Origin of the sequence: Sphingobium terrigena (assembly GCF_003591655.1) — a bacterium.
GTDB lineage: Bacteria > Pseudomonadota > Alphaproteobacteria > Sphingomonadales > Sphingomonadaceae > Sphingobium > Sphingobium terrigena.
The window spans coordinates 1-21,687 of record NZ_QVRA01000019.1 but is presented as its reverse complement, the minus strand read 5'-3'; the positions used below and the strand labels follow the sequence as shown (position 1 = coordinate 21,687).

The 21,687-nt window shown below is 55.0% G+C and carries 22 protein-coding genes; 15 read left to right on the top strand and 7 right to left on the bottom strand.

What is annotated here, in order from left to right:
* Positions 1-61: 61 nt before the first annotated feature.
* Genes gstA through D0Z70_RS17475 form a run of 6 tightly spaced genes read right to left on the bottom strand, consistent with a single transcriptional unit; the run spans position 62 to position 5,379 of the window.
* A complete protein-coding gene (gstA, locus tag D0Z70_RS17500) occupies positions 62-667 on the bottom strand; it encodes a glutathione transferase GstA (RefSeq protein ID WP_088189936.1) in 606 nt (201 codons plus the stop codon).
* A 55-nt stretch (positions 668-722) separates the two neighbouring features.
* Positions 723-1,202 (bottom strand): aromatic-ring-hydroxylating dioxygenase subunit beta, encoded by a 480-nt coding sequence (locus D0Z70_RS17495; RefSeq protein WP_088189937.1) that lies wholly within the window; start codon positions 1,200-1,202, stop codon positions 723-725.
* Positions 1,199-2,479, bottom strand: coding sequence for an aromatic ring-hydroxylating dioxygenase subunit alpha (locus tag D0Z70_RS17490; protein ID WP_119748686.1), 1,281 nt, complete (start codon positions 2,477-2,479; stop codon positions 1,199-1,201). The genes D0Z70_RS17495 and D0Z70_RS17490 overlap by 4 nt, the downstream gene beginning before the upstream one ends.
* Positions 2,476-3,468, bottom strand: coding sequence for a PdxA family dehydrogenase (locus D0Z70_RS17485; protein WP_239018996.1), 993 nt, complete (start codon positions 3,466-3,468; stop codon positions 2,476-2,478). The genes D0Z70_RS17490 and D0Z70_RS17485 overlap by 4 nt, the downstream gene beginning before the upstream one ends.
* A gap of 7 nt (positions 3,469-3,475) precedes the next feature.
* On the bottom strand, positions 3,476-3,970 hold the full coding sequence (locus D0Z70_RS17480) for an aromatic-ring-hydroxylating dioxygenase subunit beta (protein ID WP_088189940.1): 495 nt from the start codon (positions 3,968-3,970) through the stop codon (positions 3,476-3,478).
* Entirely contained in the window at positions 3,967-5,379 is a 1,413-nt protein-coding gene (locus tag D0Z70_RS17475; RefSeq protein WP_119748682.1) for an SRPBCC family protein, read from the bottom strand. Before D0Z70_RS17475 ends, D0Z70_RS17480 begins: the two co-directional genes overlap by 4 nt.
* A gap of 305 nt (positions 5,380-5,684) precedes the next feature.
* Here D0Z70_RS17475 and bphC point away from each other — a divergent pair, with 305 nt between their 5' ends.
* From bphC to D0Z70_RS17405, 15 genes are all read left to right on the top strand, one after another.
* Complete coding sequence (gene bphC / locus D0Z70_RS17470; protein ID WP_119748680.1) at positions 5,685-6,584, top strand: biphenyl-2,3-diol 1,2-dioxygenase; 900 nt, start codon at positions 5,685-5,687, stop codon at positions 6,582-6,584.
* A 52-nt stretch (positions 6,585-6,636) separates the two neighbouring features.
* The gene (locus tag D0Z70_RS17465; protein WP_119748678.1) at positions 6,637-6,963 is read left to right on the top strand and encodes a non-heme iron oxygenase ferredoxin subunit; all 327 of its coding nucleotides are present in this window, start codon (positions 6,637-6,639) and stop codon (positions 6,961-6,963) included.
* A gap of 2 nt (positions 6,964-6,965) precedes the next feature.
* Positions 6,966-7,454 carry an aromatic-ring-hydroxylating dioxygenase subunit beta gene (locus tag D0Z70_RS17460; protein WP_088189944.1) on the top strand — a complete coding sequence of 163 codons (489 nt, stop codon included), beginning with the start codon at positions 6,966-6,968 and terminating at the stop codon, positions 7,452-7,454.
* A gap of 22 nt (positions 7,455-7,476) precedes the next feature.
* Positions 7,477-8,739, top strand: coding sequence for an aromatic ring-hydroxylating dioxygenase subunit alpha (locus D0Z70_RS17455; RefSeq protein WP_088189945.1), 1,263 nt, complete (start codon positions 7,477-7,479; stop codon positions 8,737-8,739).
* On the top strand, positions 8,736-9,329 hold the full coding sequence (locus D0Z70_RS17450; RefSeq protein ID WP_119748676.1) for a 2-hydroxychromene-2-carboxylate isomerase: 594 nt from the start codon (positions 8,736-8,738) through the stop codon (positions 9,327-9,329). Before D0Z70_RS17455 ends, D0Z70_RS17450 begins: the two co-directional genes overlap by 4 nt.
* 25 nt (positions 9,330-9,354) lie before the next feature.
* Positions 9,355-9,645: a hypothetical protein gene (locus D0Z70_RS24660; protein ID WP_147418786.1), complete on the top strand. Its 291-nt coding sequence runs from the start codon at positions 9,355-9,357 to the stop codon at positions 9,643-9,645.
* Between the two features lie 165 nt (positions 9,646-9,810).
* Positions 9,811-12,276 carry a TonB-dependent receptor gene (locus tag D0Z70_RS17445; protein ID WP_119748667.1) on the top strand — a complete coding sequence of 822 codons (2,466 nt, stop codon included), beginning with the start codon at positions 9,811-9,813 and terminating at the stop codon, positions 12,274-12,276.
* A 128-nt stretch (positions 12,277-12,404) separates the two neighbouring features.
* On the top strand, positions 12,405-13,016 hold the full coding sequence (locus D0Z70_RS17440; protein ID WP_119748665.1) for a UbiX family flavin prenyltransferase: 612 nt from the start codon (positions 12,405-12,407) through the stop codon (positions 13,014-13,016).
* Positions 13,016-13,588, top strand: coding sequence for a twin-arginine translocation signal domain-containing protein (locus tag D0Z70_RS17435; protein WP_239018994.1), 573 nt, complete (start codon positions 13,016-13,018; stop codon positions 13,586-13,588). The genes D0Z70_RS17440 and D0Z70_RS17435 overlap by 1 nt, the downstream gene beginning before the upstream one ends.
* Positions 13,585-15,144 carry an FAD-binding oxidoreductase gene (locus tag D0Z70_RS17430; RefSeq protein WP_088189950.1) on the top strand — a complete coding sequence of 520 codons (1,560 nt, stop codon included), beginning with the start codon at positions 13,585-13,587 and terminating at the stop codon, positions 15,142-15,144. Before D0Z70_RS17435 ends, D0Z70_RS17430 begins: the two co-directional genes overlap by 4 nt.
* A gap of 43 nt (positions 15,145-15,187) precedes the next feature.
* On the top strand, positions 15,188-16,633 hold the full coding sequence (locus D0Z70_RS17425) for an aldehyde dehydrogenase family protein (RefSeq protein ID WP_088189951.1): 1,446 nt from the start codon (positions 15,188-15,190) through the stop codon (positions 16,631-16,633).
* 22 nt (positions 16,634-16,655) lie between these two features.
* Positions 16,656-18,110 carry a non-oxidative hydroxyarylic acid decarboxylases subunit C gene (locus tag D0Z70_RS17420; RefSeq protein ID WP_088189952.1) on the top strand — a complete coding sequence of 485 codons (1,455 nt, stop codon included), beginning with the start codon at positions 16,656-16,658 and terminating at the stop codon, positions 18,108-18,110.
* Positions 18,107-18,340 carry a non-oxidative hydroxyarylic acid decarboxylases subunit D gene (locus D0Z70_RS25710; protein ID WP_096064129.1) on the top strand — a complete coding sequence of 78 codons (234 nt, stop codon included), beginning with the start codon at positions 18,107-18,109 and terminating at the stop codon, positions 18,338-18,340. Before D0Z70_RS17420 ends, D0Z70_RS25710 begins: the two co-directional genes overlap by 4 nt.
* 10 nt (positions 18,341-18,350) lie before the next feature.
* On the top strand, positions 18,351-19,817 hold the full coding sequence (locus D0Z70_RS17410; RefSeq protein WP_119748663.1) for an FAD-binding oxidoreductase: 1,467 nt from the start codon (positions 18,351-18,353) through the stop codon (positions 19,815-19,817).
* Between the two features lie 32 nt (positions 19,818-19,849).
* The gene (locus D0Z70_RS17405; RefSeq protein ID WP_119748661.1) at positions 19,850-20,215 is read left to right on the top strand and encodes a c-type cytochrome; all 366 of its coding nucleotides are present in this window, start codon (positions 19,850-19,852) and stop codon (positions 20,213-20,215) included.
* Between the two features lie 428 nt (positions 20,216-20,643).
* Here D0Z70_RS17405 and D0Z70_RS17395 read toward each other — a convergent pair whose 3' ends face one another.
* A complete protein-coding gene (locus D0Z70_RS17395) occupies positions 20,644-21,507 on the bottom strand; it encodes an IclR family transcriptional regulator (RefSeq protein WP_239019003.1) in 864 nt (287 codons plus the stop codon).
* Between the last annotated feature and the right edge of the window lie 180 nt (positions 21,508-21,687).

The window sequence follows — 21,687 nt, the reverse complement described above, 5'->3', positions numbered from 1 at the left end:
ATTTGCAAATGGGGAATGCATGTCGCGGATTATGTGCCTGCGAGACGCATTTTGCGAAGGCTCAGTCCAATCCCTCAGCTTTGAACGCGGCCCCCACTGCGGGACGCTGACCGATCTTGCCGGAATAAGCGCCAAGTGCGGGATAGCCGGACATATCGATCCCCACATATCGCGTCCATCCCAGCATCACGAACAGGTAAATATCCGCAACGCTGAACGCATTGCCGGCGTAATAATCTCGACCGGTTAGCTCCTTTTCGAGCAGAGAAAGGTGATTCTGGACCGATACTGCTGCTGCCGCCTTGAGATCGTCAGACGTTCCGGGAGCAAATAGGGGCACAAAGGCCTTGTGGAATTCAGAGCTTAGGAAGTTGAGACGGCTCAAAAACTGATAGCGCTCAAGGCTCCCCTCGCTTGGTGCCAGCCCAGATAACGGACTCTGATCAGCGACATAAAGCAAAATAGCCGGATTTTCCGTCAAAATTTGGCCACTGTCCAAGACAAGGGCCGGGACTTTCCCGGAGGAATTGACCATCAAAAAATTGTCGCCTGCGTCGGTCTTGCGGGTGGCGAGATCGACCTTTACCGCTTCAAAATCCGCACCAATTTCGAGAAGGGCAATATGTGGAGCGAGCGAGCAGGCACCGGGGCTGATGAACAACTGCATTGTGGTTCTCCTCTTGCATCTTTCAGTAAAAACGACCGCAGAAAAATCTCTACTGTCAGATCGGCGTCGCCAGCAGGGTGGCAATGCGGTGGGTATCGTAGACGCACGTTCGGCTCATGAGCATTGCAGCGCCGTCCTCAACAAGAAACCGATCAACATACTTCCCCGCGTTGTAAATGCGCGTCTCACCGTCGTTACGGGTTTGCAGCACGGCATAGCTCGCCTCAGCAGTAACCACGTGAGCATCGACCGCCGTTAGGACCGCTCGCGAGATCAAGTGGCGACTGAAGTGTTCAGGAAAGACGTTGGCTCGACGCAACGCGACCACGCGGTCGGCGAGCATGCCTTTGCTGTCGCAATACATGACCGCAGCCGGAAAGCCGTTGTCCACGTTCTCGCGGGCTATCACTTGATATAAACAGTCATCCACGAAGAACTCCGGCCACTCCTCGAGCCGTCCGTCATCCAAGCAAAGACCGTAAGCAGCGTTCAAAGAATCGACAAGACCCTGTAGAACGGGATCAACCAGGCTCACGCGAGCACCTCCGCGGTCGAAGGGGCTAAAGCATCGTCCATCAGCTCCAGATATCCTTTCCAGAACCCGCGTACGGCGTTCTCATCCATGCCCATCGGCGCGTAGTATCCGCGCACGTCATCCCCGCCCATTTCGATGAAGTTGTATTTGCCTTCCGCTCCAACGGTACCTTGCTGGCACAGTTCAACCGCCTCGCCGTCCTCCATCGATATCAGCCCGGAAGGTCCCACCAAATTCAGGTTGCGCAGCCGGTGTCGGGTCGTTTCCTCATCGTCATCGGCGTAACCAAAATAGGTCCAGACCAGTTCGGTCTTGTCAACGCTATGTGTCACGATCTGTCGCGTCGCCAGCGTGTTTTGGATCTGCTGCAGCACAACGGATGGAAACAGCGACTGAATATGCAGCCCGATATCATCTGCAATCTCCGGCCGGAACTGGAGTAGACTTTCATCCTGCAATTTCGTGGCCCCCTGCATCTCCCGATTGGCCTCGTCACCAAATGACGTATAATCGATGTCACCCTTAGGCTTTGAGACGGTAAAGACGTTATGGAAGCCTTGCTCGGCAAGCTCCCCGGCGCTGTCCTGGCTTTGGCGATAGATGCCGAAGGTTGGATAGAACAGGTGCAGCAAGGCACCATGATAGCTATCCCGACTGTTTTCGGAATAGAGCTTCCAGTTGCCGGACATGTACTGACGTGCATAGCCCAGCACTTTGACTGGACGATGGAAAACCCTATCAATATATTTGCGCATCACAGGACCCAGGAAATCCTCAAGCGGCTCCATCTCCAACGAAAACGTTCCGAACACCATCCCCTTGTAGCTTTCAACCCGTAGCGTTTCGAGCGAGTGATTGGCCGGGTCGAAATCCTTGTCATACCCCCCGACGCCCTTCATGCCACGCCGGAACGGCACGCCAACCAGCTTACCTTCGGCATCGTATGCCCACTGGTGATATACACAGACGAACGCGCCATCTGCCTGGTTGCCGCGTAGCGACCGGCACACCGTTGCTCCTTTGTGCGCGCATCGGTTAACCCAGGCATGAATCTGGCCCTCTCGTCCACGCACCAAAACCACGGGTGTTTCGCCGACATGCGTCGCTCGAAAATCGCCAGCATTGGGGACTTCCGCATCGAGCCCCAGGTAGCACCAGGTTCGACCTTTGAAGACGTTTCGCTGCTCAGCGGCGAAGACGTCCGGCTCGTGGTAGACCCTGTAGTCGATCGCCGTCGGAGTGGATCGTTCGGCCTCTACCCATCCGATGGAATTCATTTCGTTTCTCCTCCAAAGCCCTGTCCCGATGCGAGTTGTCCGCAGATGCGCATCGCGCTGAGCATCATTGAAGAGTCCGCCTTGCCAGTGCCGACGATGTCATAGGCAGTGCCATGGGCAACCGACATGTGGAGATAGGGCGGCCCCATCATGATCACGCAGTTGCCGGAAAATCCCCACGTCTTGACGGCAATATGCCCCTGGTCGTGGAACATGGCCAAAACCATGTCGTAGCGACCCTCAATACACTGGCGGAAGACCGAGTCCGGTGCGACGGGTCCTTCAACGGCGATCCCCATGGCCTTCGCCTGCTCGACACCCGGCGCAATGGAGAGCCGCTCTTCGTCGCCCATGGCATGGGGATTGAGCCCGGCAACCACAATCCTCGGGTGGGTAATGCCCCAGGACCGCATGGCGTCGTTGACCTGCCCGATAGCCCTAGCCACCAAGTCAGCCGTTATGACGTCGATCACTTGGCGTAGGGGCATATGATCAGTCAAATGCGCGACTCGTAAAGGTCCGGTCAAAAGAACAAGATAGCTCTCACCAGGTGTGGGGCTGATGACTTTGTCCAGCTTCCCTGCCATCTTGAGAGAGCCGGTACTGATCGGACCCATGATCGTCGCCGCGAAGGACCCGTCTCGCGCTAGCGCGTCCAGTTGATCGAGCCATTCCGCGGTGGCGTGACCCGCGGCCTCGGTATCTTCGCCCAGCGGTAGAAACCCAGCGGGCAAGGCCCCGGTATCAATCACGTCGATAACGCCCCGATCGTCGCTTGGCATCTCGAACGATCTCATGATACGAACGCGCGCTTTCACGCCTGTGAAGTCGACAGCCCGCTCTACGGCAGCGGCCGATCCGACCAGAACAGGGACCGATTCGTCGTGAACGAGACCGCTTGCAAGGGCCTTGACTACAACCTCCGGACCGATACCCGCTGGGTCACCTATCAGCGTACCAACAACCGGCCTAGGGCCTGACGAGACCATCAGTCGGTTAGATGCTGTAGACATCGAGCATGGTCTTCGCGACGTCGTTGATAACAATCGTCTTCTTGCGCCTGATTACGAAGGAATTGCCTGCCGGAGAGAGATCATAGTGCGCGGTTCCGCTGTAGACGGTAACATCCCCTTCAAGCACCGATGTCACGGACCATGACGTGCGCGCATGCAACGCATCGTCCGTGTCCTCCAGAGATAGCAGGCTAAATATATGCTGTGTACGAGGAGGAGGCGTACTAGCCGAAGACCGACCAGTCCGGATGCGAAAGATCCTATCTTCCAGCCCGCCCCGATTATGGTAATAAATCAGGGAAATTTCACGTTGCGGATCGACCGTCAGGCGTTCGCGGTCATCCCAGGCAGGCACCCAATATTCAGCGTCCTCGGCATAGAGTGCGAGCCAGGAATCCCAGTCTTTTTCATCGAGCGCTTGAGCCTCCCGGCCCAAAAAACGGCAAACCGTTACCCATCTTGCATCTACGTCCGTCAAGAAATCAATTCCTTGTCCCCAAAAGCCATTAGTTCAGCGCTTTCACGATCAATCGCCAAGTGCATCCGGTTCACCCACTCATCGTGAATCGCCACGTAAAGGCCTTCGTCAGCCACGGCGGGACTGCTAAGAACTGCGTCTACGCCCAACCCCACACCGAATTGGCCGGCTCCCCGTTCCCACCTTGGGGCACCGCGCGACATGTCGTTCATCCGGCCTTCTCCGGCAGCAAAAGCTATCTGGCAATTATTAAACTCAGTTAGATCGTCAGGCGTGGCCATGCCGCTAGCGTTGAAGAAGTCTTCATACTGGCGAATCCGCAAAGCACGGGCTTTGGCACTTTCGCCAACGGGCGCAATGCAATATGTCGTAACTTCGGTTTCATCGACGGACACAGGTTGAATGATCCTGATTTGACTACTGGTCTGGTCCATCAGAAACACATTAGGAAACAGTTGCAGATTGCGGATGCGCTTGTTCATCCATAATGCTTTCTCATCGCCATGACTGGCAGTGAGCCACTCAAGCGCCTCAAAGTTAGGCCGGTCGCTGAAATTCGCGTAGTCAGCCCATAATACAGTATGGCCATTCTTGAAAGAAAACGAGCCGCCATCCTGCCGATTGAAATTCGCAAAGTCGATAGCTTTTGTATCGTTCTTCGATTCACCTAGGACACGCCTTTGAACGGTCATGAAGTAGTTCGCGTGTACCGTGCTGACGTGGTACCCATCCAGCCCATTCTCAACCTGCATTTTCCAGTTACCCCGATAACGGTAACGCGTTGCGCCAGGAATTACCTCCAGTTCGCCGTTCTTTGATTGGTCGACCAGCAGATCAATGAAGGCTTTAGAACCGGATAAATAATCCTCAAGCGGTAAGACGTCTTCGGTAAGGCTGGCGAAGATGAAGCCGCGATAGCTTTCGACGCGCGCAATTTGCGGTAAGCCGAAATCGGCTTTGTTGAAGGCGGGAGCATAGCCGCCAGCCGCTTCTTCCGTTACATCCAGAAGGTCCCCTGCAGACGAATATGTCCATCCGTGGAACGGGCACATGAAAACCTTCTTGCTGCCAGCCTTCTCCCGACATACCCGTGCCCCCCTATGCGCGCAGGCATTAATCATGCCGCGGATAACACCCGCCCTGTCGCGCGAGATGATGATGGGCACCCGCCCGATTTTCGTCGTGACGAAATCGTGCGGCTTGGCGACCTGACTCTCGTGCGCAACGAATACCCAATTGCGTTCGAAGACATACTTAAGCTCAAGCTCGAAAATATCGGGGTCAGTAAAAGCTGCGCGATCAACCTGATATATACCACGCGCCGGATCCTTGGACAGCCAGGATTGCAGACGCCCCCGAAGGACTTGCAGATCTTGTATACGGCCCGCCAGATCTTCCATAGCATTCATGTTTGATCTCTCCCGCACTTATTGATCCTCAGTCAGCCGCCGATAATGACGATCCCAAACTGCCAAGCCACGATTTCCCAAAATCCACCGGAAAAACAGGGAACGCGCACCTCGTGCTAAGGAACGACTCGAAACCCAGACTTGCATTGAGCCTAGTACACGGATAATTTTTGTCGTGCAATGTATTGCACACTATGAAATATGGGGCTAGACGCTTTCATGCGACCGTGCTCCATTGCGCGACTGCCTGCGCCTCTTTCTCGAAAAAGAGCGTCCGGAACAAAGATTAAGGGGAGAAGCTGCCAATGCCATCGGTCACAGAGCTTGGATATCTCGGCCTTTCGGTGACAAATCTTGCTGCGTGGCGGACCTACGCAGCCGAGGTTGCCGGGATGGAAGTCGTCGATGACGGAGAGGGCGATCGCATCTACCTCCGGATGGACGCGTGGCACCATCGCATTGTGCTACACGCGGGCGAGGTCGACGACCTCGCCTACCTCGGATGGCGGGTTGGCGATCCAATCGAGTTTGAGGCTATGGTTGGCAAGTTATCGGCTGCGGGTATCGCAGTTACCGTTGCGAGCGATGCCGAAGCGCGTGAGCGCCGCGTCCTGGCGCTGGCAAAACTCGTGGATCCAGGCGGTAACCCAACCGAAATCTTTTACGGTCCTCAAGTGGATGCTCATAAACCTTTCCACCCCGGTCGGGCAATGTTCGGGCGCTTCTTGACCGGTTCGGAGGGCCTCGGCCATTGTATATTGCGCCAAGATGATGTCGCCGCAGCAGCCAGCTTTTATGGTTTGCTGGGCCTGCGCGGTTCGGTCGAATACCATCTGCATCTGCCCAACGGCATGGTTGCGTCGCCCTACTTCATGCATTGTAATGATCGCCAGCATTCGATCGCCTTCGGCCTCGGCCCGATGGAAAAGCGCATCAATCACCTGATGTTTGAATATACCCATCTCGACGACGTAGGTCTTGCACACGATATCGTGCGGGAGCGGCAAATCGATGTTGCGCTACAGCTCGGTAAGCATGCTAACGACCAAGCTCTTACGTTCTATTGCGCCAATCCTTCAGGGTGGTTGTGGGAGTTCGGATGGGGTGCCCGCAAAGCCCCCAAACAGCAGGAATTCTACACCCGCGATATTTTCGGTCACGGAAATGAAGCCCAGGGATATGGTATGGATGTTCCTCTCATGTAAGAGGGCTTGAGATCGGCTGTCAAACTAGAATGCAAGAGGATTACATAGCACGATGTCAAATAAGGTACGCCTTTGCCCAGTTGCCGATGTGAAGGAGGGCGAGCCCGTAGGCGTCTTCCTCGAGCACTTCCCAGCACTGGCTGTCTACTACGTCAGCGGGGATATATATGTCACCGATAATATGTGTACCCATGGAAACGCAATGCTGACCGACGGATACCAGGATGGAGGTATCATTGAATGTCCGTTTCATGGCGGCTCGTTCGATATTGTCACCGGTGCAGCCAAGGCATTTCCCTGCCAAGTACCGATCAAGACCTACACCGTGGCAATCGACGAGGGCTGGGTTTGGATCGACAAGCCGGGGGAGCCAAGCTAAAAATGACCAGCGCGACATTTGATCGACTTCGGCTGCAGCAATTTGCGAGCGACTTAAACGCAACCCATGCTGAATTTATTGATGAAGATCGGCTGGAGGAATGGGCCGAACTCTTTGTATCCAATTGCACCTACAGGGTCATAGCGCGTGAAAACTTTGACCGCAATTTGACGTTAGCCGCGATATTCTGCGACAGCAGGGGCATGCTGCTTGACCGCATCGTGTCACTGCGCAAGGCGAATATCTTTCCCGTTCACAACTACCGCCATATTCTTGGTCCAACACGCATCGTTTCGGAACGGGGATTAACGGTTACCGCACAAACCAATTACGTCGTTCTTATGACGCGAACCGACGGGCACACGACAATATACAATTCTGGAAAGTATATTGACGAGATAGAATGCGACGAAGACCAATCGCGTTTTATTTCAAAGATCGCTGTATTCGATACCAATGTCATGGACACGATGATGGTTCGTCCAATCTGACGCTTTTTTTGGGAGTTTAGCCATGGTAGAAACAGCGCTTAAAGACAAAGTGGCTTCGGAAACGACGGGCACAGCTGGCTACCGTGTTCCTTATCGGGTATTCACTGATCCGGCCTATTACCGGCGCGAACAAGAGCAAATCTTCCAGGGTGAGACCTGGTCGTTCGTCGCTCTGGAAGCAGAGGTGCCTGAGGCGGGTGACTTTAAGTCCACGTTCATCGGTGAAACGCCGGTGATAGTAACCCGCGCAAGCGACGGCCGAGTTCATGTTATGGTGAACCGCTGCGCCCACCGCGGTGCAATGGTCTGCCGCGAGGTTCGCGGCAACCGGCCCAACCTTGAATGCGTGTATCATCAGTGGGCTTACGATTTGGAAGGTAATCTCGTCGGGGTTCCGTTCCGCCGCGGGCTCAAGGGTCAAGGCGGCATGCCAAGCGACTTCGACATGAAGCAGCATGGTCTTAAGAAGTTGCGCGCTGGCTCGGTAGATGGCCTTGTGTTTGCAACTTTTTCAGAGACTGTTGAACCTCTAACGGACTTCTTAGGTCCGATTGTGGTCGAGCAAATCGCGCGCATCATGTGCAAGCCAATCAAGGTTCTTGGAGATCAACGGCAGAAGGTTCACGGCAACTGGAAGCTTTATGCGGAAAACACCCGCGACCCCTATCATGCGAGCTTGCTCCATCTGTTTCATAATACTTTTGGGCTCTACCGCTCTACCCAGACTGGCAAGAGTGTCATGGACGCGAGCAAGCGCCATTCGCTGCTTTACTCGATTGCTGCGAGTAACGACGATGCGTCAGACAAAAAGGCCTATGGCGACTCACGAACTTTCGATACTGAGTTCAAGCTTCAGGATATGTCGCTCCTGAAGGGTCGGCAGGAATTCGATGACGGAGTTTCCCTCGTCATCCTCGCCGTGTTCCCAAACCTGGTTCTCCAACAGATTCAGAACACGCTGGCGGTCCGGCAAATTGTGACGCAGGGCACCAATGCGTTTGAACTTGTCTGGACCCATTTCGGGTACGCGGACGATGACGCCGAGATGCAATCGATCCGGCAAAAACAGGCGAATCTGATCGGGCCTGCCGGGCTGATCTCGATGGAAGATGGCGAAGCGGTCGAGATCGTGCAGCGATCCATTATTGGCGAGAATGACGCGACATCCTACATCGCCATGGGTGGCGGTAGCCCGGATGACGCCGATCATCTGGTCACCGAGGGCGCAATTATCGGATTTTGGCACAACTATGAGAAGCTGGTTGGATACGAGTTCAATTCATGAACAAAACGATCGATTTCTATTTCGATTTTATTAGTCCCTTTAGCTATCTTGCGCAGCTAAAGCTTCCAGACTTGGCACGCAAGACAGGTTGTACGCTCGAATATTGGCCGATTGACATTCCAGAGGCGAAAATTGCTGCCGGCAATTATGGGCCCTCCAACCGGGAAGTGGTGCCGAAGATCAAGGTCATGATGGCCGATCTGCAGCGGTGGGCTATTAAATATGCAGCGCCATTGAAGTTCCCCGCCAGTTTCGCCTGTGCGGACTGGAATTGCGCGGTGCTCTACGCTCGCAGCCAAGGTAAGGCCGAGGCATTTGTAACGGCAGCGTACCATCAGATCTGGGGGCTTGGCATCGATCCAGGCAATGCCAGTGAGCTGCGTCGGTGCGCCCACGACGTAGGGCTTGATGCTGATGCATTGTTACAGTTTGTTAATTCGTCCATTGGCCGGAACGAATTTCGTAAAGTGCGGAGTCAAGCTTACCAGAGGGGTGTGTTTGGCGCACCGCTAATGTTTGTCGATGAACAGATATTTTGGGGCAACGATCGGCTCGATTTTCTTGAATCGTACTTGATCAATAGCCGATAGTCTATTTTGATTTGGAATCGTGTTTATGTTGATCGAAGAACAAACAGAGCCGTCCGTTGACTCTATGGCCGCTAAGCTGATCTTTGGAGAGTTTTCTGCATGGGCGCACAATATTGCAGCGAGAAATGGCGATTGCCATGCTGATTTCGCAAGGCTCGACAAATGTGACGCTATTGTTCCCGATCAGGAACTGGCATCAAGGGATTCATCTATCGGTGGCGCTGTTCAAGTCTTTGAGCAACGCTCATTAACCCAGATCTTCAAGCAGTTTTTCGCAAGGCTAATAACCTCGTTCAAAGATCGGCCTTATAAATAAAATCGTTCATGGACATGACATTTAGTCAATTTTCCAGACGGAAGAATTTTTACTAGTTGTATCTAGGTTGTTTCACTTGATAAACGATTACTTTAAGTACTTATAATAATAATATAAAGGATAAATGTGGTGGAAATTTCACTTTATTCTATCAGGGAGAGAAAAATGAACACTATTTTGCGCATTGCTAGGAAGCGGGCATTCTTTTTGGCGGGCAGCAGCTTAGCGATTGGATATATAGTCGCATCGTCGACCTCGGCCTGGGCCCAGGATGCGGCAGCTCCCCAAGCCGCTAGTGAGCAGAGCAGGGGAGGTCTCGACGATATTGTCGTAACCGCACGCAAACGCGAGGAGAATGCGCAGGACACGCCAATTGCCATCACGGCAATGAGCGGCAGTATGATTGAAGACCGGCAGATCGCTAACGTGGCGCAGGTCGCATCCTACGCACCAAACGTCAATATTCAGCCGGTAGGCAATATCTCTGGGTCTAGCGCGTCGCTCACAGCCTTCATCCGCGGTGTCGGTCAAACCGACTTCAATATCACAGTAGATCCTGGTGTCGGAATCTATGTTGATGGCGTCTATGTTGCGCGTTCGGTCGGCGGTCTGCTCGACATGGCCGATATCGGCAGTGTGCAGATTCTGCGCGGGCCGCAGGGCACACTGTTTGGCAAGAATACGATCGGCGGCGCAATCATTGTCAACAGCAAACAGCCGACGGACAAATTCGAGTTGCAGCTTGAGGCGACAACCGGACGGTTCAACCGAGCCGACGTTAAGGGCATTGTGAATATACCCATCAGCGATACACTCGCCATGCGCGCAGTTGCCTCCTACGAAACGCGAGACGGGTACCAACGTCGCTTGTTCGACGGCGGCCGGCAAGGCGACAAGGACAGCTTTTCAGGACGTGTAACGTTTAAGTGGGAACCTAGCGATGCTTTCACCGCGACCCTCGCGGGCGACGTGAACATCCGCCGAGAAGCATCAGCAGCCTACACGCTCGTTGAGAATCGGGACTCGCCCGACCTATTGCAGATCGTGAACATTAACGGTCGGACGGTGGCATTTCCCAGCTCCAACTTCGGATATAACAAACTTGGCGGCGGTGCTGGGCAGTGCGGCGCACCTGGAGAGCTTGCTCCAGTTAGTAATCCCAATTGCGTCTCCTCTCGTTGGCTAACCGACGACATCGACGAGACCTGGGCCGGTGGCCCCAACCGATCCGATTTCGACCTCTGGGGAACGAACTTGACGCTGGAATACGACATGGGAGATGTGACGCTTAAGTCGATCAGCGCCTATCGCGACCAGAAGTCGACTATTGAATTTGATTTTGACGTGACCCCGCTTGAGGTGCTGGGTCTTACCAACAATATCGATCTCTGGCAGGCGTCACAGGAGCTTCAACTGATAGGAAGCGTGCTAGATGACCGGCTTAAATTCACCCTGGGTGCCTTTTACCTTAAGGAGAAAGGTGAGGACATCGAACCATTACGATTCGGCTTTGCTAATTTCTTCAGCGGGGGCAAAATTAACAATGACAGCTACGCCGCTTATCTTCAGGCAACGTTCGACGTTACAGATCGCCTGTCAATAACTCCCGGTATTCGCTACACAGATGAGACCAAACGCTTCGATCCTTCGGCACAGGTCATTACGCGTGATTATACGCAAGGCGTACTTCCGCCATATCCTGATGGCGTATTTATACAGTATAGTCGCTGCATTGTCGGACAGGCGGTACCGCAGCTTCTGCCAAATGGGTTCCCTGACCCGGCGTGTGTGCCTGCGGCGGTCAATCCCGGCGGCAACCATCCCATTCCTGCCGTCGAGGTTAATGCAAAGGCGAAGGAATGGACACCGTCGGTCGCGGCGAACTACCAGTTCACGGATGACATCATGGGGTATGCCTCCTACTCGAAGGGCTTTAAAAATGGTGGCTTCAGCCAACGCATCTTCCCGGCCGAACAAGTCACGCCCTCGTTTACACCGGAATTCGTGACATCTTATGAAATCGGCCTTAAAACCGAACTGTTCGATCGGCGCCTCCGCTTGAACCTGGCGTTGTTTCAATCGGATTACTCCGACATCCAGATCGTCGTGAACGAGGGGATCGCGCCGAAGGTACGCAACGCCGGCAAGGGACGGATCAAAGGCTTCGAAGTCGAAGGACAGGCAGCTCCAACCGATTGGCTGCGGATCGATTATGGCCTAGGTTATCTCGACGCCAAATATCGCACAGTTGATCCGTCAGCGTTTCCCGTCATGCTCGGTTCGAAATTCGCTTTCGTGCCCGAGTGGACGACGACCGTGGCAGCCAACATTACCGCATTCGACAACGACAACGGTAAGCTGACAATCCGAGGAGATTGGTACTATCAAAGCGGCACCTTCAAGGATGCCGTCAACAGCCCGCAACTGTATCAATCAGGCTACAGCGTCTTTGGTGCGAACGCATCTTACGCGCTGCCAGGCGAACATTTCACCGTAACTGCTGGCGTAACCAATTTGGCCGACAAGCGCTACATCCAAGGCGGATATGTCGATTTGGACGTTGGCGGTGCGGCAGGCGCCACTTATTCCCGACCACGCGAATGGTTTCTCAAAGTAGGCTACAAGTATTGATCATTGGGGCCAGGGGCGGTGACACACGCCGTCCCTGGTACTTGGCAACATGAAGGCGGCAGAACAATGACGATCGCAGTTCTCTTCACTGAATCTCTAAAACAATCGGTTTTGGCTGCCACCCACCCATGAAACGTATTGTGGTCGCCATAACCGGAGCGACAGGTGCGATATATGGGCAGCGTCTATTATCAATGCTGAGAGATCATGGAGGCTGGGAAACCCATCTCATCATGTCGCAAGCCGCCTTGCTTAACATCCGCGAGGAACTTGTTGACGGTCGTCAGCAGATCGAGGCCGCCGCCGATGTGCTTCACAGCATTCGCAATGTTGGCGCAAGCATCGCGAGCGGTTCTTTCCTGTGCGAGGGTATGGTGATCGCTCCATGTTCGATGAGGACGCTCGCCGCGGTTGCCAACGGGCTATCCGACAATTTGATCACACGCGCAGCTGACGTCATGCTCAAGGAAAGGCGCAAATTGGTGATGATGACGCGTGAAACACCGCTAAACCTCGCACACCTGCGCAACATGATCGCATGCACTGAAATGGGAGCGGTGATTTTTCCTCCGGTTCCTGCATTTTATAGCCGCCCCATCGACCTGTGCGACATCGTCGATCATAGCTGTATGCGGGTGCTCGATCAGTTTGGCGTACATGGTAACATACAGGATCGCTGGCAGGGCCTTACCGGCGAACGCGCCGAAACTTCGACCCCACTCCAACCCGAAAGGCAGTGATGATGGATTGGATGATCAGACGTAGGGATGTGTTAGGGGCCTGCGCGGCCGGAGCTGCAGCAACAGGCTTGGGAAGCTTTCTTCTTAGAATGCCAAGAGCGCACTATGGCGTCACGTTGGTTGAGGAAAGCGCCGTCCCCGAAAGCCGCCAGTTCGCCTCCGCGTTGGCTGTTGGCGGATCAGTAGATAAAGTAATCCGTATCGACCGCTCGCTCAACGGGTTGCTCGAAGAGCTCGAAGCGCCAGTAGGCATGATTGTTGGGCTAACCTCTGACCCCGCCGCGATGATCGCCGGCATGGTGTTGAGCCATCGTGGCGCTTATTCGCGTCTTCTTTGGCAACATCATTATACAGACAGTAGGTGGGTTCATCGGACCGTGGGCGAAGCTCGCCTCCTCGAGGCCGCAGCGCACGACTGGCCAGTGGCGGTCGCGCAAAAGTTGCGTGACGCCGTTGATGGCAGATCTGAGCCATCGGCGAACATCTGCACATCAGCCGAGTGCTCGCTGCCCGACAGCAGCCCGGGTATGCTGACTTCGTGGGTTTATGAATTGGAAGGACACCGGTCATGAGCCCTATTCTTCCCCAGGGAATTGCACCTGCCGACTTCGAAAAGGCGCTTGACGAGCTCGTCGGGGTGGTAGGCAAAGCGTGGGTGTTCATTGATGAACAACCTCTTTCGAGTTATCGCGACGCTTATTCGCCACTAGCCGATGATGCCATGCTGCCGTCCGCAGCGGTTGCACCTGACGGGGTCGAACAGATTCAGAAGATCCTGGCGATCGCCAACGCATACAAAATCCCGCTCTGGACGATCGGCACCGGTCGAAATCTTGCCTATGGCGGCCCTGCCCCCCGCAAGTCCGGCTACGTCATCCTCGACCTGCGACGCATGAACAGAATTCTCGAAGTCAACGAAAAATACGGTTACGCTCTTGTCGAACCGGGTGTATCATACATGCAGTTATACCGGCACCTGCGCGCAATTGGCAGTAAGTTGTGGGTTGATCCAGCTGCACCGGCATGGGGCGGCGTGATGGGCAACGCGCTGGAGCATGGGGCAGGCTATACACCTTATGGCGACCATTTCATCATGCAGTGCGGCATGGAAGTGGTGCTCGCTGACGGCGACGTGATACGGACCGGCCAGGGGGCTCTTGCAGGCTCGAAACATTGGCAGGCGACCAAGCACGCCTCTGGGCCTCAGTTCGACGGCATGTTCACCCAATCAAACTTCGGCGTAGTTACCAAAATGGGCATCTGGCTGATGCCTGAACCCCCCGGCTACAAACCTTTCATGATAACTTACCAGCGGGAAGAGGACCTCGAGGCTATCTTCGAGATCACGCGCCCGCTCAAGGTTAATCAGATAATCCCCAACGCCGCTGTCGCAGTTGATCTTTTGTGGGAAGCGTCTGCCAAGACGACGCGTCGTCATTACTTCGACGGCAAGGGCCCCCTGCCACCTTCAATCCGCACTCGGATCGCCTCGGACCTGCATTTGGGGATGTGGAATTACTATGGGGCGCTGTATGGACCACTTCCTGTGATCGCGAACAACTGGAAGATCGTCGAGGACGCGCTGATGAGCATCCCGGGGGCCAAATTGTATCTCAACCGTGAGAACGACCCGGCCTGGGACTACCGCGTGCGACTGATGCGCGGCGAGCCAAATATGACTGAATTTAGCATCATGAACTGGGTTGGTGGCGGCGGGCATATTAACTTCTCACCGATATCCGCGCCAAGTGGCTCGGAAGCTCTTGCGCAATATAATCTCATCAAGCGGCGCTGCCATGACCATGGGTTCGATTATATCGGCGAGTTTCTCGTCGGTTGGCGCGACATGCATCACATCCTGATGATCATGTACGACCGGGCTGATGAGGCTATGCGCAAAGGTGCCTACGATCTGTTTGGTTTGCTGGTCAATGAGGCGGCGGAAGGCGGCTTTGGAGAGTACCGCACCCACCTCGCTTTCATGGATCAGATCGCCAAGACCTATAAGCATAATGACGGCGCGCTGTGGGACGTTCACCATCGCATCAAGGATGTAATGGACCCAAATGGCATCCTCTCACCGGGCAAGCAGGGCATCTGGCCCAAAGCGATGCGCGCGCTGTCATGATCGAAGCCGCGGGTTCCGCGCCCAAATCAAGGATCGAAGAGCAATGAAGAATTTGGACCACTGGATCGGCGGAGCCCCGGTAGCGCCGGGTGGCAACGCCTACTTCAACGATCTCAACCCGATCGACGACAGTGTATATGCAAGAGTAGCGGCTGGCACTGTCGACGATGTCGATCGCGCGGTACAGGCAGGAACTGTTGCATTTCGCCTCCACCGTGATCTGCCGGCCGCAGTTCGCGAAGGCTGGATGGTCAAGGCAGCAGAGATACTGGAAAGGGATATCGCCAAGTTCCAGGACGTACTGATCGACGAGGTCGGCTCGCCTGTCGCCAAGGCAGGGTTTGAGACCCGATTTGGTATCGGTTTTTTGCGCGCAGCCGCAGGCGTTCCTCGCCGCGTCCGAGGCGAAACAATCCCGTCCGACACCCCAGGTCGTTTCAGCATGAGCTTGCGCCTGCCCGTGGGCGTCGTGGCAGGCATAACCCCGTTCAACGTGCCTCTCATCAAGGGTATAAAGCAGTCGGCCATGGCGCTGGCGACCGGCAACGCTTTTGTACTGCTTCCTTCGGAAGCTGCGCCGCGCCTTGCCGATCTACTCGCCGGGCTGTGGCGTGAGGCGGGCGTACCCGATGGCTTGTTCAACATCGTCTACGGAAATGGCGCGGAGATCGGAGATGCTCTTACCGGCCACGCCAATGTTGCCGCGATAACATTCACCGGTTCGTCCCGCGTGGGCAAGCACATTGCCGAAATCGCAGCGAGGAACCTTAAGAAATATACGCTTGAACTGGGTGGCAAGAGCCCCCTGATCGTCTGTGCCGACGCCGATCTGGACAAAGCCGTTAGCGCAGCGCTGTTCAGTATTTTTATGTATCAAGGTCAGGTATGTATGGGCGCTTCTCGTATTTACGTTGAACGCCCCGTATTCGAAGCTTTTGCCAAAGCCTTCGCCGCCGCAGCCACTGGCGCCAGAACGGGCGACCTTCGCGATCCAACCACCATGTTAGGGCCGATCATTTCCAGCCGCCAGCGTGATCGTGTGCGCAGCCATGTCGATGATGCCCGCGCCAAGGGCGCTGAAGTGCTCGCCGGCGGTGAATGGAATGGCAACTGCTGCGCTGCCACGGTGCTCAGCGGCGTTACTGCTGATATGACCGTGTTTGCAGAAGAAACCTTTGGGCCTGTAACGTCGCTCTATCCGTTCGATACGCTCGAAGAAGCGATCAAACTGGCCAACGAGACCGACTATGGCCTCTCTGCCGCGATATTCACGCGCGACCTCGACAAAGCCTTGCGCTTTGCCAGGGAAGCCGAGAGCGGAATGGTGCACATCAACGCCCCAACCCTGTACGATGAACCGCATGTTCCATTCGGGGGAACCAAAGCTTCCGGGTTCGGACGGGAAGGAACCGAAGCAGATCTTGAGATCATGACCGAATGGAAATGGGTAACAATCCAATCTGCAACGGCTATTGCCAGCAGCCACTGAACGGCAGCGGAAGGAACGGGACATGAACGATTTGGCCGATAGGGCGCGCGGCATTTCCTCTTTGCGCGATTTTCTGGAACTGCTTAAAGATGCAGGCCAAGCGATCACCTGGAGTGATCGGGTGATGCCGGAACCAGACCTGCGAAACATCGCTGTTGCAGCTTCGCGCGATGCCAGCGGCGCGCCTGCCATCATATTCGACAACATTGCGGGCTATCCTGGCAAGCGGACCGTGGTCGGCGTACACGGTTCGTGGGACAATATCGCGCTACTGTTAGGGCGTCCGAAAGGCACGACGATACGCGAACTCTTTTTTGAGATAGCCGGTCGGTGGGGCGACGCCGAGGCGCAGATCAGCTTTGTTCCGGAGGAGCAAGCTCCGGTCCACGAGTGTCGGGTAGAAAGCGGAATTAATCTCTATGATATTCTGCCAGTATACCGTATCAATGAATATGATGGCGGCTTTTACCTCGGAAAGGCATCAGTCGCATCGCGCGATCCGGAAGATCCCGACAATTTTGGCAAACAGAATGTCGGCATCTACCGGCTGCAGCTGCAAGGCCCGGATTGCTTCAGCCTAATGACCATTCCGTCGCACGACATGGGTCGGCAGATCATGGCCGCTGAACGTACCGGTCTGCCGCTCAAAATTGCGGTAATGCTCGGTAATCACCCGGGGCTTGCCGTCTTCGCAGCCACTCCCATAGGTTATGAGGAATCCGAATACTCCTACGCATCCGCGATGATGGGTGCGCCGATCAGACTGACCAAGTCGGGAAACGGTGTCGATATTCTCGCGGACAGCGAAATCGTTATAGAAGCTGAAATGCAATTGGGCGAACGAGTCTTGGAGGGACCATTCGGCGAATTCCCTGGCTCCTATAGCGGCGTCCGGAAGGCGCCACTCTTCAAAGTCACCGCTGTCTCACATCGTCGAGACCCGATCTTCGAAAATATCTACATCGGTCGTGGATGGACCGAACATGATACGCTCATCGGGCTGCACACGTCGGCGCCGATTTACGCACAGTTGCGCAAGGACTTTCCAGAAGTAACCGCAGTCAATGCGCTCTACCAACATGGGTTGACAGGAATTATTTCTGTCAAGAACCGGATGGCTGGTTTTGCCAAGACCGTTGCCCTACGCGCGCTGAGCACCCCTCACGGTGTGATGTACCTCAAGAATCTGATCATGGTCGATGCCGATGTAGATCCCTTTGACCTAAATCAGGTCATGTGGGCGCTTTCAACCCGCACCCGCGCCGACGATATCATCGTGCTGCCGAACATGCCGGCCGTGCCGATCGATCCGTCGGCGGTCGTTCCGGGCAAGGGCCATCGCCTGATCATCGACGCGACAAGCTATCTGCGTCCCGACCCCATTGGCGAAGCGCATCTTGTCAACCCGCCAACCGGCCTGGAAATCGATGCCCTGAGCAAAGCCATCCGGGTACTTCAGCAAGGAGTTGCACAATGAGCGATATGCTGTGTCCACGCTGTTCGAGAGCTAACGCGATAGTAGACTATCAAGGGTGGCAGGACGACACCGTCGTTTGGACGATCTTTCGCTGTATTACATGCTGTTTCTCATGGCGCGACAGCGAGCCCGCTAGCACCATTGGGGTTGGTGCGCGTTCGGCGGACTTCGCTGTCGATGCGGCAAATCTAGATCGCTATCCCAAGATTCTTCAGCAAGTTGGCAAGTGAGGAAGACACGATGACAGATCAAGCCCGCCAGAAGGCTGCGCTTGCAGCGCTCGAAGCCGTCTTGGGTACCGCAGCGGTAGAACGATCTGCAAAAATACTGTCTCGTTACGCTACAGCGCTTGCGACTCCAATCGGTGTCGTGATGCCTAGCGATGTGGGACAGCTGACGGCGGCACTTGCCACAGCAAAAAAGGCCGGTGCTGTGCTGCAGCCCATCTGTAATGGTGCGCACGGACTTGAAAAAGTTGGCCTGGATCAGGTCATAGTGCTTGATTTGCAGCGCATGAACCGAGTCCTCGAGGTGAATGAGTCACTGGCGTATTGCCTGGTCGAACCCGGCGTCACCTTTCGCGAGCTTGACGCCTATATCAAAGGCAAGGGAATTAAGCTGTGGATCGATTTTACCGGCAATCCCGACGCGAGCGTGGCTGCCAGCTTCGTTAGCCGTAGCGCAGGGTACACGCCCTATTCTGATCATTTCCTGATGCAGTGCGGACTCGAGGTCATGCTTGCCGATGGCAAGATGGTTCGCACCGGCATGGGTGCCATGCCCAAGAGCACCTGCTGGCAGCTGTTCAAGTTCGGCTACGGCCCTTGGATTGACGGGCTGTTCACGCAATCTGATTTTGCCGTGCCGACCAAGGTTGGGACCTGGTTGATGCCAGTACCGCCAGCTTCCAAGACATTCATGGTCACTGTCTCCGACGAGGAAGGGCTTGCGCCGATGTTTGACGTGCTCGGACCGCTCAAGCTCAACATGGTCGTCGCCAATGGCGTAGCCGTAGGTAATGCCTTGCATGAAGCCGCTTTGCTCGGCAGAAAGCGTCGCGACTTTGCCGGTCAAGGTCCCATGGCGGCAAGCGCCGTCAAGGCGGCCGGCCAGTTGATGGGGCTAGGATACTGGAACCTCTATGGCGCGCTTTACGGTTTGCCGGACAACGTTTCGCTTCTGTGGGATAGCGTAAAGAGTGCCTTTGGTTCAGTTCCTGGAGCGAAAGTCATTGCAAACGGAGAGGGTGTCGATCCCAGGCTTTGGTCATGGAGGATGGGCACGATGACCGGTGCTGTGGCAAGCCCACCGACGCAGGTCGCGGGATGGAGCGGCGGCCAAGCGCTCACAGTGAATCCGGTGAGCCCGGTCGATGGGGAAGAAGTGATGCGGCTCTACGCGCTTTCACGTGACGCCTGCGCGCAACACGGTTTCGACCTCCTCAGCGAAACTGTTGCCATCTGGCGGTCCGCCAATCACCGCCAGTTTCTACCTTCCGCTGGCGGGGACAAAAATAGTGTTGAGCGCAGTCGCCAATGTGCCGAAGCTTTAATTGCGATGCAGGCGACCGCCGGGTTTGGTCAAGTGTTCACCGAACCGGGTCTGCGTGCAACCGTCGACAAGACGTTCGCTGAGGGTGGACTATCGATACTGCACGATAAGGTTAAGAAGGCTCTCGACCCCACGGGGCTATTTGCATCCGCCTGATTTGGAGGGCGATCAATCGAGTTGGAGGCATAATGAAAATAGTCTTTGCCATGTCGCTTCTAGTTACGCTGAGCGGCTGCATCGCCGAAGCGAAAGATCAGAAGGCTGACGGCGCGGAAAACTATGCGTTGATGTGCGCCGGATGCCACGATCCTGGCCCAGGACACCCGGCAACCATGTTACTTCAGCAAGCAGGGCGACCAGTGCCAGCACTGATCGGTCGGAAAGATCTTGAGCTTGAATATTTGCGCGCGGTTGTGCGGCAGGGATTAATCGAGATGCCGCCATTTCGTCCAACGGAATTAAGCGAAGCGGAAATTGATGAAATTTATGCTCACATCATGCGCGGAAAGCCCTCAAAACCAGCCACTGCGATTCAGACAACGAAAGATCCGTAAGAGAGAGAGATTCTATGCAGGACCATAGTTTTCCCAAAGTCGGTAGCTCTAACGGGTGCAGAGCTGTCGATCCTCATCTGGTGCGGCAGATGCAAGCGATGGTAACCCATCTCACCGATGAGGCGCTCAACGCGCAGTTCGGCATAAGTTACAATACGTGGCGTAAGCTGATAGCTGGAAAGCCGGTGCGTGCATCGCTCCTCGCTCGGTTGGAGGCGCGCCTAGCGTCGCTCGGAGCAAAAATTGTGCGAGAGAGCACGTGATATGGAACATAAAAGTTAAGTCTCGGGATTTATCGGATTTATCGAACCAAGCATTACAGTTAGCACTAGTAGGTGAACTGCGCATTGCCTCACCTGATTTGCTCCTCATGACCATGCCGTTGCCTCATCTCAACAGGAATCCCAGATTACCCTTCTGCGACCGGGCTAGCCCTGCCAGCCGAGCGCCCTGCTTGCGCCTTGCGCTGCCTCGATAATTTTTGCCATCTTGGCCTCGCTGAAAACCGCTTTATGTTGAGAGCGGGCTAGGACACTTACCGTCGCAACCAAGCGATTTTGCGAGTCTAGGATCGGCGCTGACACGGCTGATAGTCCCGGCACGAAAGTTCCGAAAGTACCCGCGAAACCAAGTTGCCTCGCCTCGTCAATCAGGGCCTCAAGCCTGAGGTCATCAACAATAATGCCTTCCGCCCGTTCCAGTTTGACCCGTTCCCAAGTCTGTGCTCGGGGACAATGCGCCAAGAAGAGGATGCCGGTCGATGACGTCTGCAACGGAAGGACTGACCCCGTGTGCAGCGATGTAGACAGCGGCATTCCTCCATCGACCCACCGAATGACCGTCGGACCGTAGTCGCCCCAAACGCAGAGCAAGCCCGTGGCCTTCAATTCTGCCAGCAGATTTTCCAAATGCATGTTAGCTATCCGTACGGTGTCCAGTCGGGCCATCGCCGCCAAGCCCAGACGTACTGCGAAGCTCCCTAGCGAATATCGTCCGCTCTTTTGGTCCTGCTCGACCACTTCGGTATTGACAAAAGACAGCAAATAACGATGAGCTTGGCTACGAGATAGGCCGGAATTCTCAGCGACTTCTCGGAGATACGCCCCCTCCCCCTTCTTCATCAAAGCCAGGAGGACTCTTACTCCAATTTCAACCGATTGAATCGACTTTCTCGGACTATCATTGTCTTCGAATTTATCTTCAGTCGAATCTATTACTTTTTTTTGGTGGTCCATGATAATCCGATTTGAGTTATGTAGCGATCTGAACATCATCTGACATTGCTCCAGCATACCCAAGCTGGAATTACGGCAGGGCCGTATTATTGCGCATGATCGCGGTTGAGGCAATGATCTGCCCCCCGCTGAGTGGCCCAGAGACTGTGATAGTCTGGACCACGAAAGGGATGACGAATGCCGAGCAAGAAACACAAGCCGGAAGAGATTATCGGCAAGCTGCGTGAAGTTGAGATC